The organism is Streptomyces sp. MUM 2J, assembly GCF_022414535.1.
GTDB lineage: Bacteria > Actinomycetota > Actinomycetes > Streptomycetales > Streptomycetaceae > Streptomyces.
Genome location: NZ_JADWYM010000008.1, coordinates 112,650 through 129,897, shown reverse-complemented (window position 1 = coordinate 129,897; position 17,248 = coordinate 112,650). Strand labels below are relative to the sequence as shown.

Here is a 17,248-nt window from a genome sequence, read left to right as displayed (position 1 = left end):
GGACGTGCCGTTGCCGAGATCGTAGTCATGTCTCGGCCTTCCGGGCATTTCAGCCCGGAGGGTCCGTCTCGTCACCAGAGCGTCAGGGGCTCGGCTCGGGTACGGTCTCTCGTTTCCGTCTGCCGCTGGTGCGGCAGGGGTGCGCCACCTGCCCGCCCCGCCTCCGCCTTGCGGCGGGAGCGGGGGGCGTGGCGCCGGCTGGTCCTGCAGGTGAGCCGGCGGCGGGAGGTGTGGTGCAGTTGCCTACGCGCGGCGTCCTGGTGCCCAGGATTCGCGATGGTGCGGATCTCGCCCGTCGAGTCGGCCATGACCGCGAGGGTCTTCACCCCGAGGTCGATACCGACCGCCACGTCCGGGCGCGCCACGCGTTCGAGGTCGCGCTTGACCTCGGCCTGGAAGGACACGAACCAGCGTCTCCGCTCGTGCCCAGTTGTACGCGGCACGCGCGGCACCGCAGTGCGAACGCAGCGCGCGTTCCTGGGATGCGTTCGGGTCCAGAGCGAACCGGAACGCCTGCACCACGACCCCGGGCTGCGGCTGGAACTTCTTCACCCGGCGTCCCCGCCGGTCGCCACGGCCACCGCGCGGGCGGCCCGGTTCTTCGCAGCACGGTGCCCATACAGGCGCGCGCACATCGTGGTGAGGACTTCGGTGATGTCCCGTACGAGGTCGTCGGCGGTCTCGGCGGGGTCGAGGACGATCAGGCGCCTGTAGCAGCTTTCACCCCCTGGGGGTGGGACCGGTGGTCAGGACGTGAGGAGTGAGGTCCGCCAGCCGTCCGGGAGCTTCTCCCCGTACTCGATGCCGCGCACGCCCCGGAAGGCGGCGAGGTCCTCCAGCTGTCCGACGACCGCACGGCGCAGCGCGGCCGTGGGCTTGACGCCGGGCTCCAGGTGGATGCCCTCGACCACCAGGCTGTCCCGTTTGCGCTCCACGCGCGGGGAGATCCGGCCGACGAGCCGGTCGTCGTGCACGATCGGCAGCAGGTAGTAGCCGTACTCCCGCTTGGCCTTGGGGATGTACATCTCGTTGCGGAAGTCGAAGTCCCACAGCCGCTGGGTCAGCCGCCGGTCGCTGACCAGGTTGTCGAAGGGGGAGAGCAGGACGGTGCGTCCGTGCCACTCGCCCGAGCGGATCGCCGTCAGCTCGGCCTCCGCGTCCGCGTGCACGTACCAGGTCTCGGAGGGTTTGCCGCCTTCGACCCGGACCGGAACGACCCTGCCCCGGTCGGTGAGGCTGCGCAGCACGCCGGGCAGGCCGTCGTACTGGCCGCGCAGGAAGTACTGCTTGATGTCCAGCGGCCGGGCGACCCCGAGTGCGCGCAGCGTGTGCTCGGTGGCCGTCGTGACCTTCTCCTCGGCCGACATCGGACGCCGGTCGGCGTCGGCCGGCAGGCAGGCGTCCGGCAGGCCCCACAGACGCAGTCCGGCCTCCCGGGCCTGCACCATGACCCTGCCCTGGAGCCAGAGGAAGGTCAGCATCCGCTCGACGTTCCTGCCCGCGGTCCAGCCGGAGGACGGCCAGTCCATGGCCGCACAGTCGTCGAAGGCGTCGGTGGGCAGTGGGGCACCCGCGGCGAGCCGGGACATGATGTGCTTCAGCAGGACCTCGTTGGCGTCCATCCAGACCTGTGTGAAGGACCGGTTGGGCGGCGGGTAGGCCTCCATCGTCGCGCGGTGCAGCGGGTAGTCCTCGGTGAGGACGATGGCCGCCGCGTGCGCCCAGTACTCGAAGAGCCAGCGGTCCTGCCACCACGCCGTGGACAGGTGTGGCGCGGCCTCGGCGCCCAGACGGCTCCAGACGACCAGTTCGTGACTGGGTGCCACGACGTTCACCGGGTCGAGCTGGAGGTAGCGCAGCGAGCGCAGTACCGTGCGCAGGCCGTCCGGCGTCGGGTCCGGGCGGGAGCCGGTCAGGTGCTGCCGGGTCAGGGCGAGCCGGCGGGCTTCGGTCTTGCTGAGCGTGAGAGTCGCCTTCGGCGGGGTCATCGCGCTGCTCCTTGCTGGGCCAGGTGCCCGCGGGAACGGCCGAGTTCCAGCAGGCGCTCGTTGCCGCGCGTGGTGCCGGCGGCCTGTACGGGCATGTGTGCGGCCGACTGCTGCCCGAGCAAGGCGACCCGGGTGAGTTCCGCCTTGTTGCCGACGCCCAGCTTGGCACGGATGCGTTTGACGTACGTGTCGACCGTGTGCGGGCTGATGCCGAGACGGGTCGCGATCTGGCCGTGGGTGAGACCGCGGGATATCTGCCGCAGGACCTGCGTCTCGCGGTCGGAGAGGTTGCCGTCGAAGGCCCCCGTCCACTGCGGGGCCGGGGAGCCGGTACACCCGCACGGGGACTGGGCGTCGTCACGTCGGCAGGGAGTGGGCTTGGAGCCGGTGGTGATCGCCCTGACCGCCCGCACGATGCATTCGGCCGAGCCGCGCTTGTGGACGACGCCGGAGGCGCCTGCCAGGAGGTAGGCGTCGTAGTCGGGTGCGGGGTCGTGGTTGACGACGAGGACCGGGGTGTGGGTGGCGAGTTCGGTGATGTGGTGCACGGAGCCGGCGGGCAGTGCTTCGGCGTCGAGGAGGAGAACGTCGACGTGCCCGGACGAATTCGGCTGGGACGAGCGAGCCGTCACATCGATTCCCGAACCTTCCAGAACCTGGATGAGCCCGGCCAGGTAGATAGGAGACGTCGTAACGATTTCGATTCTGATCATGACATCCCCGTCTTGAAGCCGTGGTCGCACTGCATGTTTTGTTCAGATGCAAAGCAACGGCTACCGGCAATTGTGTTGCCACAGCCGCCTTTTCCGATCCGGGCAAGCCTCAAGCGCCTGTCACCGGGCGAATTGCGCTCCGGATCGCACTTGTTGATTCGAACACGAATGCTATCAGTCGGGAATGAGGAGGCCCGTAGCTGTTTCGGGTGACGCGGGAACAAGCCACATATCGGCCGGATCCTTTCCTTTGACCGCGCAACTCCGATTCGCATGGCCCGGGACGCCGCTGCCTCCCCGGCCACGGAGAGGCAGCGCGACCGCGTTCCTACGCGCCGTCGGCGCAGCGCTTGAGCGCACGGTCGAACGCGTCGAGGGCGAGGGACAACTCCTCCGGGCTCACCGACAGCGCGGGCCGCAGCCGCACCGTGAAAGCGCCGCCGGGGAGCACGAGGACCCCCTCCTCCCGCAGCACCTCGACGAACGTGTCGCGGAACTCCGTCGACGGCAGGTCGAAGGCGCACATCAGACCGCGCCCCCGCGCGTTGGAGACCAGGCCGGGGAACCGTTCGGCCAGCGAACGGAAGCCCGCGACCAGCTGGTCCCCCAGTGTCACGGCCCGCTCGATCAGCCGGTCGCGCTCGATGACTTCGAGCAGACGCCGCGAACGGACCATGTCGACCAGGCCACCGGCCCAGGTCGAACCCACGCGGGCGCCGATCCGGAAGATGTTGTCCCGGACCAGGTCCACCCGCCGGCCGGCCATGATGCCGCCGACCTGGGCCTTCTTGCCGAAGGCCACCACGTCCGGTTCGATCCCCAACTGCTGGTACGCCCAAGGCGTCCCGGTCAGGCCCACACCGGTCTGCACCTCGTCGAGCACGAACAGCGCGTCGTGCTCGTGGCACAGCCGCTGCATCGCCTGGAAGAACTCCGGCCGCAGGTGCTTGTCACCGCCCTCGCTCAGGACGGGCTCGGCGATGAAGCACGCGATGTCGTGCGGGTGCGCGCGGAACGCCGCCTCGGCCTGGGCGAGCGCGGCACGCTCGGCCTCCTCGACCTGAGCGAGGTGGTCGGTCAGCGGGAACCGGATGGCGGGCGTGTCGATGCGTGGCCAGTCGAAGACCGGGAAGCGCTCGGTCTTGACCGGTTCGGTGTTGGTCAGGGACAGGGTGTATCCGCTGCGGCCGTGGAAGGCGCCCTTCAGGTGCAGCACCTGCGTGCCGAGCGACGCGGGCCGGCCGGCCGCCTCGTTCCGCCGGCTCTTCCAGTCGAAAGCGCACTTCAGCGCATTCTCCACGGCAAGCGCCCCGCCTTCGACGAAGAACAGGTGCGGCAGTTCGGGGTCACCCAGCACCCGGGCGAACGTGGAGACGAACTCGGCGAGTTCCGTGGTGTACACGTCCGCGTTCGACGGTTTGTTGGCGCCGACCTTGGCCAGGAGCTTTCCGAACTCCGGGTCCCCCGCCACATCCGGCGCGTTGAAGCCCAGTGGGCTGGACGCGTAGAAGGTGAAAAGATCGAGATACGAACGCCCGGTGAGCTCGTCGACCAGCCAACTGCCGTGACTGCGCTCCAGATCGAGCACGAAAGGGTACCCGTCGACCAGCAGGTGGGCGGACAGGGCCGAGTGAACCTGGGCCGGGGCGATGGAGCCCGAGGGGGGAAGAGACATGGGGATTCCTTGCGTTGGGGACAGGGCGTCGCCGGTCAGGAGAAGCTGATGTTCTGGGCGAGGGCCACCTCGCCCGAGTAGTTGACGACGTTGGTCGTCCGGCGCATGTACGCGTGCCACGCGTCCGAGCCGCACGCCCGGCCCCCTCCGGTCTCCTTCTCGCCGCCGAAGGCGCCGCCTATCTCCGCTCCCGACGTGCCCAGGTTGACGTTCACCATCCCGGTGTCCGCACCGACGGCGGACATGAAGATCTCGGCCTCCCGGTGGTCCTGGGTGAAGATGCTCGCGGACAGGCCCTGCGGGACGTCGTTCTGCAGGGCGATGGCCTCTTCGAGGGTGTCGTAGGTCAGCACGTACAGCAGCGGCGCGAACGTCTCCTCCCGTACGACCTGGGTGTGTCCGTCGATCCGCACGACCGCGGGCCGTACGTACGCGGCGGACTCCGCGGCCGTCTCGACCCGGTCGCCGCCGGCGAGCAGCTTTCCGCCGTCGTCCGTGACCCGGGCGATCGCGTCCCGCATGGTCGCGAGCGGAGCCGGGGAGATCAGCGGGCCGACCAGCGTGTCCGTGTCGAACGGGTCGCCGACGGGCAGCCGCTCGAAGGCGGCGGTCAGCCGGGGCAGCAGCTCGTCCACGACGTCCCGGTGCACGATGAGCCGCCGCAGCGAGGTGCAGCGCTGGCCTGCGGTGCCCGCGACGGCGAAGACCACCGCGGGCAGCGTCAGTTCGAGGTCGGCGCTGGGGGTGACGATGGCCGCGTTGTTGCCGCCGAGTTCCAGGAGCGAGCGTCCGAAGCGGGCGGCCACCCGGGGACCGACCGAGCACCCCATCCGCGTCGAACCGGTGGCGCTGACCAGAGCCACCCGCGGGTCGTCCACGAGCGTCTCGCCGGTCTCCCGCCCGCCGATCAGCAGGTGGTGGATGCCGGCCGGGGCACCCGTCTCCTCGGCGGCCCTGGCCAGCAGCCGGTCGCAGGCCAGCGAGATCAGCGGCGTCTGCTCGGACGGCTTCCACACGACCGTGTCACCACAGACGAGTGCGACCGCCGTGTTCCAGGACCACACGGCTGCGGGGAAGTTGAACGCGGAGATGACGCCGACGACACCCAGCGGGTGCCAGGTCTCGACCATGCGGTGGTCGGCCCGCTCGGAGGCGATGACCCGTCCGTACAGCTGGCGGGAGAGACCGACCGCGTAGTCCGCGATGTCGATCATCTCCTGGACCTCGCCGTACGCCTCGGCCCCGATCTTGCCCGCCTCCAGGGTGATCAGCTCGGCCAGGTCGTCGTGGTGCTCGCGCACCAGATCGCCGAAGCGGCGCACGACTTCGCCGCGGCGCGGAGCCGGGGTGGAGCGCCAGGTGAGGAATGCCTCGTGGGCGGCGGCCACGGCCTCCTCCGTCTCCGCCGTGCCACTGCACTTCAGGCCGAACAGGTCCTCGCCGGTGACGGGCGTACGGGCGTACAGCTCGTCGCCCTCCGGCACCACCACACCGATGCGGTCCAGGCACGCGCGGGCACGCGCGCGCAGGGCGTCCGTGGCGGGCAGGGCAAGGGAGGTCATGCATGCTCCTGAAGGTGAGGCAGGCCGCAGCCGGCGAGGTTTCCTGACGATCGGCAGCACCCAGCACAGGTCGTGACGGACCGGTCAGGTAGCCCCCGGTTCGCGTGACACGACAGTTCGCCGCACGCGTCGTACGTTCCTGGGACAGGGGCACAGGGGACCCTGTTCGTACCGGCACTGGAGTTGTATAGATGCACACCGACAGCCAGGCCCGGCAGGACAACGGCACCGACGCGGCGGACCGGCCCGTCTACGACCCGTTCTCCTGGGAACTGCACGAGGACCCCTACCCGGTCTATGCCTGGATGCGGGAGAACGAGCCGGTCTACCGCAACGAGGAACGCGACTTCTGGGCCCTTTCCCGGCACGGGGACGTGCTCTCCGCGTTGCGCAGCCCCAGGCTGTTCTCCAACCGCAACGGCATCTCTCTGGAGACCGAGCTGTGGGGACCCGAGGCGTACAAGACCAGCTTCTTCCTCGCCATGGACCCTCCGGAGCACGGACAGTTGCGCACCCTGGTGTCCAGCGGCTTCACCGCCCGGCACGTCACCGGTCAAGAGGCCCGCATCCGCAAGATGGCCCGTGAGCGGCTGCTGCCGCTCCTGGAGGAGGGCGAGTTCGACTTCGCCGGTGACTACGCGGCGGCCCTGCCGAACGACATCGTGTGCGACATGGTCGGCATCCCCGCCGCCGACTGGGACCTCATCCGCGCCGACACCGACATGCTGAACATGCGGGGCGACGGCGAGGAGGACCGCCCCGCCGGCTCCGTCCAGGCCGCCCTGCGTCTCGCCTCGTACTTCGTCGCGCACGTCACCGAACTGCGGCGCAGCCCCGGCGACGACCTCACCTCGCACCTTCTGGACGTGCGGGTGAAGGGCCGGGCGCTGAGCGACTCGGAGATCGTCGCCTTCCTCTTCCTGCTGATCACCGCCGGGAACGAGTCGACGGGCAAGGTCATCGGCAACGCCTGGTACCACGGCTGGCTGCACCCCGAGGTGAAACGGGCCGGCCTCGACCACCGTCCCGACGACTGGACGATGGAGACCCTGCGCTACGACTCGGCCAGCCAGATGGTCGCCCGGACCGTCACCGAGGACACCGTGCTGCACGACGTCCTGCTGCCGGCCGGCGCCCGGGTCGCCATCCTGCCCGCTTCCGGCAACCGCGACCGCCGCGTCTTCCCCGACCCGGACCGCTTCGACCTGGACCGTGACACCAGCCAGCTGATCAGCTTCGGGCACGGTCCGCACTACTGCCTGGGCGCCGCCCTCGCCAAGCTGGAGATCAAGATCGCCCTGGAGGAGATCGGGGCCCGGATCTCCGACTACGCCGTCGACATGACGTACGCCCGCCGGGTGCACTCGCCGCACCAGCGCGGCTTCGCCGTCCTGCCGACCTCGGTGACCCTGCGCGACAAGCCGCGCGACCTGCCGGACTAGGGGTGTGACCGGAAGGGCGCACCGGACGCCGTGAGCCGTCCGGCAAGCCCCTCCGGTCACCGCACCAGCCACTCCGCTCGAAGCGCCGCGGTGCGACATCGGTCGACCGCGGCGCCGTCGTGTCCGCTCGCGCGGTTCCCGCACTCCCCCGCGACACCGACGTGCGGATCACTGATCGCGAGGGGTCCGCCGCCCGCGATCCCCCTCCCCGGACGCCGCAGCGATGATCGCTGCGAGGACCTCCGGATGCTGCTGCAGGAAGTAGTGTCCTCCGCCGGGCACGGTCGCCAGTTCGAGGGAGGAACCGAAGCGCTCCCACGCCCGGTGCCTGCGCTCGTGGCGCGGGGTCTCCGGGTCGTCCGTGCCGATGACCACGGTGATCGGCGCCGTCAGCGGCTCGGTGCGTCCACGGCGCGGCCAGTGTTCGGAGAAGTATGCCTGGGCGGCCGCTGCGTCGTGGCGGAACGCCTTCATGACGAAGGCGAGTTCGTCGTCCTCGACCACCCCGGTGAATCCACCGAGCGACTGCAGGTAGCGCATCTCCGCCCGGTCGGCGGCGGGGCCCTCGCGGCGACGCCGCCGGATCCGGCTCTCGTAGAAGGGGTACGACGCCCCGAGGAACAGACGCTCGACGGCCCGTCCCGCCGCTTCCAGACGGCGCACCACCTCGACGGCGAGCGCCACCCCGACGCAGTGCCCGTAGACCGAGACCGGCCCGTCCACCGTCTTCAGGATCTCGTCGGCGACGTCCTGTGCCACCTCGCCGAGTGGCCGCAGCTCCGGATCACCCCCGAGCTCGTGGCCCGGCAACGCCACGGCCAGCAGCGCGAGCGAGGGGTCGAGGCGTCCCGCGAGGGGCTGGTAGCTGACGGTGCTGCCGCCGCCGAACGGTATGCACACCAGCGTGTGCGGGGCCGTCCGGCCGTCCGGGGTCAGCCGGAGCAGCAGGCCGGGCTCCTCGGCCGCTTCGAGCGCCGCCGCCAGCTCGCGGGCGCTCGGCCGGGCGGCGAGCAGCCCCACCGTGGCGCCCTCGATCCGGCGTACGGCCCGGACGGCGGCGAAGGAGTCACCGCCCAGGTCGAAGAAGCTCGCGGCGACGTCCACGGCGGGCAGGTCCAGAAGGTCCCGGAAGACCTCGGCGATGCTCTCCTCCCGTGCGGACAGGGGCGCCTCACCGGCCGCCGCGCCCACCGCCGGCGCCGGGTCGGGCAGGGAGCGCCGGTCCAGCTTGCCGCTGTGGGTCAGCGGCATCGCGGGCAGGACGGTGACGGTGGCCGGAACCATGTAGCGCGGCAGAGCAGCCCGCAGGGCGTCGCGCAGGACGTCCGGATCGGGGAGTTCGCCGGTGACGTACGCGGCGAGGCGCGCCCCGTCCCGGACGGTCACCACCGCTTCGCGGACCGACGGCTGGGCGAGCAGCACCTGCTCCACCTCGCCCAGCTCGATCCGGTAGCCGTGGATCTTCACCTGCTGGTCGATCCGCCCGAGGAACTCCAGTGACCCGTCCCTCAGCCTGCGCACCCTGTCGCCGGTCCGGTACAGCCGCCCGCCGGGCCCCGCGAGGTCGTGTGCGACGAACCGCTCGGCTGTCAGCGCCGGGCGGTTCACATAGCCGCGCGCCAACTGGACGCCGCTCAGGAAGAGTTCGCCGGGCACGCCGAGGGGCACGGGCGCTAGGCGATCGTCCAGGACGTGTGTCCCGGTGTTCGCCACGGCGTCCCCGATCGGGACCACCCCGGCCGGCGCGGGGCGGGCGCAGTCCCACCAGGTGACGTCGACGGCGGCCTCGGTCGGTCCGTACAGATTGTGCAGTTCCACCTGTGGCAGAACGGCCCGGAAGCGTTCCACCAGCGGGTACGGGAGCGCTTCCCCGCTGCACATCACCCGGCGCAGGGCAGGCGCCTCGGCGGGCTCGTCGAGGAAGAGCTGGAGCATCGACGGCACGAAGTGGGCGACGGTGACGTCCTGTTCGGCCAGGACGTGGGCCAGATAGGCGCTGTCCTGGTGTCCGCCGGGCCGGGCCAGGACCATGGTGGCCCCGGTCACCAGCGGCCAGAACAGCTCCCACACCGACACGTCGAAGCTCAGCGGGGTCTTCTGCAGCACCCGGTCGGCGGCGCCGAGCGGGAACGTCTCCTGCATCCACAGCAGCCGGTTGACGATCGCGCGGTGGGTGACGACCACGCCCTTGGGACGACCGGTGGAGCCGGAGGTGAACAGGACGTAGGCGGCGTCGTCGGGGCTGCCCGGGTGCGAGGGCAGCGGCACCTCCGCCCGGTCCGCCGAGGTCAGGACCTGCCGCGCCCCGGCCCGTACGGCCGTTTCCACGCAGTCCGGCGAGGCGAAGGCCAAGGTCATGCCCGCCTCGCCCGCCATGAACTCAAGACGCGCGGACGGCAGGGAGGGCTCCAGGGGCAGATAGGCGGCGCCCGTGAGCAGCACGCCGAGCACACCCGTGACCATGTCCAGGCAGCGTTCGGCGCAGACTCCGACGACCTGGCCGGTGCCCGCACCGGCAGCGGCCAGCGCGTCGGCCGCCCGCCGGGAGCGCTTGAGCAACTGCGCATAGGTGAGGGTGCCGTCGTCCGCGTGGACGGCGAGCGCGTCGGGGGTCGCCGCTGCCTGCCGCTCGATCAGTGCGGCGAGGGTGTGCTCCGCGTCCGGGTAGGTCACGGCCGCCGCCGGGCGGCTCTCCGTGCGCCCGGCGGCGGCCGCGAGCACGCCGGCGACCGTCCCGGCGTCGGTGAGAGCCTCCAGGACGCGGTAGAAGTACTCCATCATGTCGTCGACCGCGCCCGGCTCGAACCGGTCGCGGTGGAAGACCAACCGCACGACCGAGGCGGGCGCGGGCGTCACGATCAGGGTCAGGGCCTCGCTGGTCTTCTCGAAGTCGTTCACCGAACGGATCGAGAACTGCTCGGCCAGTTCCCCGCCGCCGAGGGTGAGGGGGTAGTTGTCCAGGACGACGACACTCTCGAACAGCGGCTGGTTCCCGGGCAGGTTCGCCCAGGACCGGATCTGGGCGAGCGGCGTGTACTCGTACCGCCGGGCCGTGGAGTGCACGGCCTGCACCTCCCGCAACCACCCGGCCAGGTCGCCGTCCCCGGGCACGGTGACCCGGATCGGCAGGGTGTTGATGAACGACCCGACCATCTCGTCGACGCCCCGCAGCTCGGCGGGGCGTCCCGAGCTGGTGCAGCCGTAGGTGACCTCTGTGTCCCCGCTGAAGCGGCTGAGGACCAGGGCCCAGGCGGCCTGCAACACCGTACTGAGGGTGACCTGGTTGCGGGCGGCGACCGCGCGCAGCCGGTCGGCGAGTGCGGCCGGAAGGTCCCTGCGGACCTCCTCGACCGCGCCGGCGCCGCGTTGCGGGTCGAGTCGCAGCAGCGGCCCGAGGCGACCGCTGCCGGCGGGACCCGCCAGGGCCCCGCTCCACCAGCTCTCGGCCGCCTCCATGTCCTGGCGTTGCAGCCAGGCGATGTAGTCCCGGTACGGGGCGGGCGCGGCCGGTGCCGGAGCTCCCGCGAGGAGACAGCGGTACCGCCGCACGAGGTCGCCGAGGACGATCGGCACCGACCAGCCGTCGAGCAGCAGCATGTGGTGGGTCCAGACGAACCCGTGGCGGCGGTCGCCGAGCCGGATCAGGCGCAGCCGCTGCAGCGGCGGCCGCTCCGGGTCGAATCCCACCGCCCGGTCCTCGGCGAGCAGCCGCTCGAACCTGGCCTCCTGCTCGTCGGCGTCCGCGTCCGACCAGTCGTGCCGCCGCAGCGCGCCGGGCGGGTTCCGGTGCACCACCTGAAGCGGCTTGTCCAGTCCCTCCCAGTGGAAGGAGGTCCGCAGCGCGGGATGCGCCGTCACGACCTGCCGCCAGGCCCGCTCCAGGAGGTCGGCGTCCAGCGCGCCCTCGATCTCGAAGCTGCGCTGCGCGACGTACGTGTCCGCGTCGCCCCCGTACAGGGTGTGCAGCAGCATCCCCTGCTGGAGCGGCGACAGTTCGTAGACGTCCGCGACGTCGGCCTTGCTCACGGGGCCTCCCGGTCCGTGTGGAGGCGGTCGAGCAGTCCGTCGAGCTGCGACTGGTCGACCCGGGCGAGCGGGAAGTCCGACGGGGTGTGCATGGCCTCGCCGTCACCCGTCAGGGCCCGCAGTTCCGCACCGAAACGCTCCGCGAGCCGTTCCACGGTCTCCCGGCTGTGCAGCCGGTGGCTGTACTCCCAGGTGACGGCGAGCCGGCCGCCGGTGATCGCGGCGCGGACCGCGAGCGGGTACGGACGCCGGCCGAGCGGGCTCGCCGCCGGACCGGCGGGACCGATCACGGTGAAACCGTCCGTGGCCGGCGACGGCTCGTCCAGCTGCCCGGTGTACTCGAAGACCAGCCTCGCCGGGGACGGCGACAGCGGGTCGTTGCCCTGGCACAGCAACTGCCAGCCGAGTCCGCCCTCGGGGACGGCCCGCAGGGCCTCCTTGACCGACTTCAGCGTGGTCTCGGGGGAGCTGTCGGGCTCGCTGACGAGGCCGACCGGGTGGACGGTGTCCAGCCGGCCGACGGTGCGTGCCAGGCTGATGTCGCCGAACACTTGGTCGCGGGAGTGCCGCCGCAGGTCGACCAGGTTCCGCGGCGTGCCCGTCCAGTCGGCGAGCGTGCGGCTCAGGGCCGTGAGCAGGATGTCGTCGATCCGGCAGCTGTGCGCGGCGGGCACGGTGTGGAGCAACTCGGTGGTCTCCTCGGCATCGAGCCGGGCGACGACCTCGCGGGCGTCGGCGGCCGTGTCGGCCCCCGGGTCCTCCGCCGTGTCGAAGGGCAGCGCGTGGGAGGCCTCCCCGACGAGGTCCGTCCAGTACGGCCGCTGCGACTGCACCGGCTGCGTCCCGGCGTACGAGGCGAGGCGGCGGGCCCAGGACTGCCACGACGTCGTCTTGGCCGGCAGCGCGACCGTCCGGCCCGCACCCAGCGCGAGCAGCGCGGTCCGCAGGTCCTCGACAAGGATGCGCAGGGAGGTGACGTCGGCCACCAGGTGATGCGCGATCACCGCCAGACGGTCGGGGCGTCCCCCGCCGAGCCCGAAGAACTCGAACCGGACCAGCGGGCCGACGGAGGGCTTGAGACCCGCCGCCGCCTCGGCGGTCACCTCCGTGACCCGGCGATCCTGCGCGTGCGGGTCCAGGCCGGACAGGTCGTGCGCCGTGAAAGGCGTACGGGAGTCGGGCAGGGCGATCCGGACGCGCGTCTGGACGCCGTTGAGCTGGAACCGCTGCCGCAGGCCGTCATGGTGGACGAGGAGCTGGACGACCGCCTCGCGCAGCATGTCCGGCGGATACGACTCGCGCAGTTCGAGCAGCGTGGAGACGTTCCAGTGATGCGGGTCGGCGAGGTCCGAGCCGCAGAACCAGCGCTGGTTCGCGGTCAGCGGCGACGGTCCGCTGACCACGCCCTGCTCGGCATCGATGACCGGGGCGGCGGATGTCACCGCCGAGAGCGCGGCGACCGTGGGGTGCTCGAAGAGGTCGAGCGGGGAGATCCGGATGCCGATGTCCTGCGCCTGCGCGACAACCTGGATCGCGAGGATCGAATCGCCGCCCAGCTCGAAGAAGTTGTCGTGCGCGCCGATGCTCTCGACACCGATGACCGACGCGACGATCTGTGCGAGCTGCTGCTCGACGGGATCCCGCGGTGCGACGAACCCCGTCGCCTCGGCGGGGCGTTCCGCGGTGGGCGCGGGCAGCGCCGCGTGGTCGACCTTGCCGTTCGGGGTGAGCGGCAGCACGTCGAGTTCGACGAACGCCGCGGGCACCATGTACGGCGGGAGCTCCTTCTCCAGGAACTCCCGCAGTACGCCGGTGGCGGGCGCGGGGGAAGTGCGCGGCACGACGTACGCCACGAGCCGTTTGTCTCCGGGCTCGGGCTCGTGCACGACGACCACCGACTCGGTGATCTCCGGGTGCAGGCTGAGGGTCGCCTCGATCTCCGCAGGCTCCACCCGGAAACCGCGGATCTTGATCTGGGTGTCGGCCCGGGACACGAACTCCAGGTTGCCGTCCGGCCGTTGGCGTACCAGGTCGCCGGTACGGTACAGTCGCCCGCCCGGGTGCGCCGGGTCGGGGTCGGCGACGAACCGCTGCGCGGTCAGACCGGGTCGGCCGTGGTAGCCGCGGGCCAGACCGACACCGCCGATGTACAGGTCGCCGAGGCTGCCCACGGGGACGGGCCGCAGCCGGCTGTCGAGGATGCGCAGATCGGCCGAGGGCAGCGGGGTGCCGATCGGCAGGTTGGGCCAGTCCCGGCTCTGGTCGACCGGGTCGATCCGGAAGAAGGTCGAGCTGACCGTCGTCTCCGTCAGGCCGTACACGTGCATCAGCGGCACGCCGAGCGGCTCCCACATCGTGATGCGGTCGGGGAGCACCCGCTCGCCACCGATGATCACGAGGCGGAGCGACTCCGCGAGTGCACGGTCCTGGCGCCGCAGCGCGCGCGTCCACTCGTGCCAGTAGGCGGTGGGCAGCTCCATCACCGTGATGCGCTCGCGCTCGACCAGCTCCGCGAGGTCGGCGCTGCCGCCGAGCAGCCGCTCGGCGGGGATGACCACCACGCCACCGGCCAGCCAGATCGGGAACAGCTCTTCCACGAGCACGTCGAAGCTCGGCGAGGCGAACTGGAGAAACCGGTCCCCGCTGCCGAGCCCGAAACGTTCCACGACTTCACGGGCGAAGGTCACCAGCGAGCGGTGCTCGATCTGGGCGCCCTTGGGACGTCCGGTCGAACCCGACGTGTACACCATGTACGCCGGCGAGGCGGGGTGGGGCAGCGTGGGCAGGTCGTGATCGGGTCCGTCGAGGGACGCGTCCACGAGGAGGATCTCGCCCGGCGGCCGGTCGCCCGCGGCGGTGAGTGCGGCGGCCGACTCCTCCTCGGTGATCAGCACCCGCACGTCCGCGTCCGTCAGCATGAACGCCAGGCGCTCCGCCGGGTAGGACGGGTCGAGGGGCACGTAGTAGCCGCCGGCCTTGAGCACCGCGAGGATCGCTACGGCCATCCGGGGCGACCGGTCGAGCAGGATGCCGACGGGCACCTCCTGGCCGACGCCCCGCTCGCGCAGCCTGTGCGCGAGCCTGTTGGCACTCCGGTTCAGCTCCGCGTAGCTGAGGGCGGTCCCGCCGTGGACCACCGCTGGGGTGTGCGGGGCGAGGGCCGCGCGCCGCTGGAAGAGTTCGACGAAGCCCGGGCCGTGGTCCGCCGCCGCGGCGGGAGCCGGAGTGGCGGCCGCCGTGGCGGGGGCGACGATGAACTCGACGTCGCCGACCGCCGTGTCGGGTGCCGTCACCAGTTGCCGGAGCACGTTGACGAACTGCGAGGCCAGCAGCTCCACCGTCTCGGTGTCGAACAGCTCGGTGCTGTACTGCCACTGGAGCGACACCTTGTCGCCGCGCGGCATCGCGAACAGCGTCAGGTCGATGGAGACCGGGCCGATGTCCATCGGCTCCGGTGTGATCGTGAGGCCCGGCACCTCCAGGGTGCTCGCCGGTGCGGTCAGTACGTTGATCATCACCTGGATCAGCGGGGTCTGCGCCGCCTCCCGGCCGATGCCCAGCTGTTCCAGCAGCCGCTCGAACGGCAGATCCTGGTGGTCGTAGCCGGCGGTGGTGGTGTCCCGGGCGGCGTGCACCAGCTCGCGCAGCGTCTGCTTCTCGGCGAGCCGCATCCGCAGCGGCAGCAGGTTGGCGAAGCAGCCGATGAGCTGCTCGGTCTCCACCCGGTTGCGCCCGGAGATGGCCGACCCGACCACCAGGTCGTCCTGCCCGGAGTACCGGTGGAGCAGCACGGAGAAGGTCGCGAGCAGCACCATGAACAGGGAGGCGTTCTCGCGTTCGCTGAACACCTTGAGGTCCTCGCTCAGCTCGGGCGAGAGGTCGATGTGGTACTGGGCGCCCGCGAAGGTCGGCCGGGCCGGGTAGGGGCGGTCGATCGGCAGCGCGAGCCGGGTCGGCACGCCGTCCAGCGCCTGCTTCCAGTAGGCGAGTTCGGTCGCGATCCGCTCGTCGGTGAACTCCTTCGCCTGCAGGGCGGCGTAGTCGCCGAACTGGATCTCCGGCAGTGGGAGCCCGCCCGTACCGCCGGTCCGGTGGATGCCGTACAGGGTCACGAACTCCCGTACGAGGATGGCCATCGACCACGCGTCCGACGCCGCGTGGTCGGTGGTGAACAGCGCCACGTGGGTGTCCGGGGCCAGCCGCAGCAGCTGGATCCGCAGTCGCTGTGCGTCCGTCGGGGCGAAGGGGCGCACCAGCTCGGCGTCGGCTCGCCGCTGCACCTCGCCCAGCTGCTCCTCGGCCGGCAGGTCCGAGAGGTCGACCAGCGGGGTCGGCACCGGCGTGACCGGCTGCACCACCTGCACCGGGGTGCGGTCGTTCAGCTCCACCGTGGACCGCAGCGCCTCGTGCCGGCCGACGATCTCCGTCAGCACCCGGCTGAGCAGGGACAGGTCGAGGTCCCCGACGAGCCGGAGAGCCCCGCCGATGTTGTTGGACCCCCGGATCCGGCCGGTGGTCCACTCGCGTAGCTGCGCGAACGACAGGGGGGTCGGCACGCTGCGGTCGCGCGGCTCGACGCGGCCGTCCGCGGCAGGGGCGCGCTCGGCCGCCATCTCGGCGAGCCGCCGCTCCAGCAGCTCTCGCTTGTCCGGTGAGAGGGCCGCGATACGGGCCTGCAGGTCGTCTGTCATCGGGCCGCCACCGTTCGGGAGTCTTCGCGCAGCACTTGTTCGAGGGAGGAGAGCCCGGCCGTCAGCTCAGCCGTGGTACCGCCGAAACCGAGCCGGGCGTAGGAGCGGAAGTCGTCGCCGAAGCACATGCCGGGAACGAGCAGCACCCGGTGCTCCTCGGCCAGCCGCCGGCAGGAGCGCTCCACGTCGGGGAGGTGGGGGAACTCGACGAAGGTCGTCACGCTGCCGTCGGGCGGGGTGAGCCGGACCAGGTCGGGCAGACCGTCGGCCCAGTCCCGCAGGATCCGGAGGTTGGCGCCGGCATGCTCACGCTGGAGCGCCACGATGCGGTCGGCGTTGCGGACGGCCTTCTCGGCGAAGAACTCCAGGACGGGCGACACGTACAGCGCGATGTAGTCGCGCAGCACCGCCATCTCCTCGTGTAGTTCCCGCGGCGCCAGGCACCAGCCCACCCGCATGCCGGCCAGGCCGTAGCTCTTGGAGAGGGTGCCGAAGGAGATGACCTTGTCGTAGCGGTCGTGCGGCAGACGCAGCGGGTCCGCCGTGTAGGTCATCTCACCGAACGCGTTGTCCCAGACCAACCAGGCGCCCGACTCGGCCGCGATGGCGATGAGTTCGTCCTGCTCCTCGGCGCTGATCGACATCCCGGTCGGGTTGTGCGGGAAGTTCACGACGATCATCCGGGGGCCGGACGCGGCGAGCTTGCGCAGCAGCTCCATGTCGGGGGAGAAGCCGCGGTCGGCGCGGAGCGGCCAGCGGGTGATCCGGCAGCCCTTCGACTGGGCTATGTCGTACAGCTGCTGGTATGCCGGGTCGACGACGATCACCTCGTCGCCGGCCCTGAGCAGCGTGTGCATGACGATGTAGATCGCCTCGCTGGACCCGTGCGTGACCATGACCGGGTCGACGTCTCCACCGGTCCAGCGGTCCGCGAGCGCGGTACGCAGTCCGGGGCCGCCGTACGCCTCGCTGTCGTGCAGCACCAGCGAGTCCAGCTCGGACAGCTCGAACCCGCAGAGCGTGCGCAGTTCCGCCATGGAGAGATCGCGCACGCCGCTGCTGCCGATGTCGTGATCGACCTTGTGGTAGTAGTCGCGCATCCAGGCTTCCAGCTTGGCAATGGCGATGCCCATACGTAATTCCACTCCGTC

Annotated in this window: 9 protein-coding genes and 2 pseudogenes; 1 reads left to right on the top strand and 10 read right to left on the bottom strand. The window is 71.3% G+C overall.

What is annotated here, in order from left to right; translation table 11 throughout:
* Positions 1 to 71: 71 nt before the first annotated feature.
* From I3F54_RS10670 to I3F54_RS10640, 7 genes and pseudogenes are all read right to left on the bottom strand, one after another.
* Positions 72 to 443 carry a transposase gene (locus tag I3F54_RS10670; RefSeq protein ID WP_240118433.1) on the bottom strand — a complete coding sequence of 124 codons (372 nt, stop codon included), beginning with the start codon at positions 441 to 443 and terminating at the stop codon, positions 72 to 74.
* 22 nt (positions 444 to 465) lie between these two features.
* A pseudogene (locus I3F54_RS32355) lies at positions 466 to 519 on the bottom strand (hypothetical protein); the annotation flags it as partial.
* Positions 520 to 548: 29 nt separating this feature from the next.
* Positions 549 to 710: pseudogene (locus I3F54_RS10660) on the bottom strand (IS607 family transposase); the annotation flags it as partial.
* A 36-nt stretch (positions 711 to 746) separates the two neighbouring features.
* Complete coding sequence (locus tag I3F54_RS10655; protein WP_240118432.1) at positions 747 to 1,988, bottom strand: winged helix-turn-helix domain-containing protein; 1,242 nt, start codon at positions 1,986 to 1,988, stop codon at positions 747 to 749.
* Positions 1,985 to 2,701, bottom strand: coding sequence for a response regulator transcription factor (locus I3F54_RS10650; RefSeq protein ID WP_240118431.1), 717 nt, complete (start codon positions 2,699 to 2,701; stop codon positions 1,985 to 1,987). The genes I3F54_RS10655 and I3F54_RS10650 overlap by 4 nt, the downstream gene beginning before the upstream one ends.
* 328 nt (positions 2,702 to 3,029) lie before the next feature.
* Positions 3,030 to 4,376: an L-lysine 6-transaminase gene (lat, locus tag I3F54_RS10645; protein ID WP_240118430.1), complete on the bottom strand. Its 1,347-nt coding sequence runs from the start codon at positions 4,374 to 4,376 to the stop codon at positions 3,030 to 3,032.
* Positions 4,377 to 4,411: 35 nt separating this feature from the next.
* Positions 4,412 to 5,938 (bottom strand): aldehyde dehydrogenase family protein, encoded by a 1,527-nt coding sequence (locus I3F54_RS10640; protein ID WP_240118429.1) that lies wholly within the window; start codon positions 5,936 to 5,938, stop codon positions 4,412 to 4,414.
* A gap of 191 nt (positions 5,939 to 6,129) precedes the next feature.
* On the opposite strand from I3F54_RS10640, the gene I3F54_RS10635 reads away from it, so the two are divergent.
* Positions 6,130 to 7,380 (top strand): cytochrome P450, encoded by a 1,251-nt coding sequence (locus I3F54_RS10635; protein ID WP_240118428.1) that lies wholly within the window; start codon positions 6,130 to 6,132, stop codon positions 7,378 to 7,380.
* Between the two features lie 168 nt (positions 7,381 to 7,548).
* Here the strand turns inward: I3F54_RS10635 and I3F54_RS10630 are convergent, their stop codons facing one another.
* The 3 genes from I3F54_RS10630 to vioD are packed head-to-tail and all read right to left on the bottom strand — an operon-like array spanning position 7,549 to position 17,230.
* Complete coding sequence (locus I3F54_RS10630; RefSeq protein ID WP_240118427.1) at positions 7,549 to 11,406, bottom strand: amino acid adenylation domain-containing protein; 3,858 nt, start codon at positions 11,404 to 11,406, stop codon at positions 7,549 to 7,551.
* Complete coding sequence (locus tag I3F54_RS10625) at positions 11,403 to 16,097, bottom strand: non-ribosomal peptide synthetase (protein WP_240118426.1); 4,695 nt, start codon at positions 16,095 to 16,097, stop codon at positions 11,403 to 11,405. Before I3F54_RS10625 ends, I3F54_RS10630 begins: the two co-directional genes overlap by 4 nt.
* A complete protein-coding gene (vioD, locus tag I3F54_RS10620) occupies positions 16,094 to 17,230 on the bottom strand; it encodes a capreomycidine synthase (RefSeq protein ID WP_240118425.1) in 1,137 nt (378 codons plus the stop codon). Before vioD ends, I3F54_RS10625 begins: the two co-directional genes overlap by 4 nt.
* Between the last annotated feature and the right edge of the window lie 18 nt (positions 17,231 to 17,248).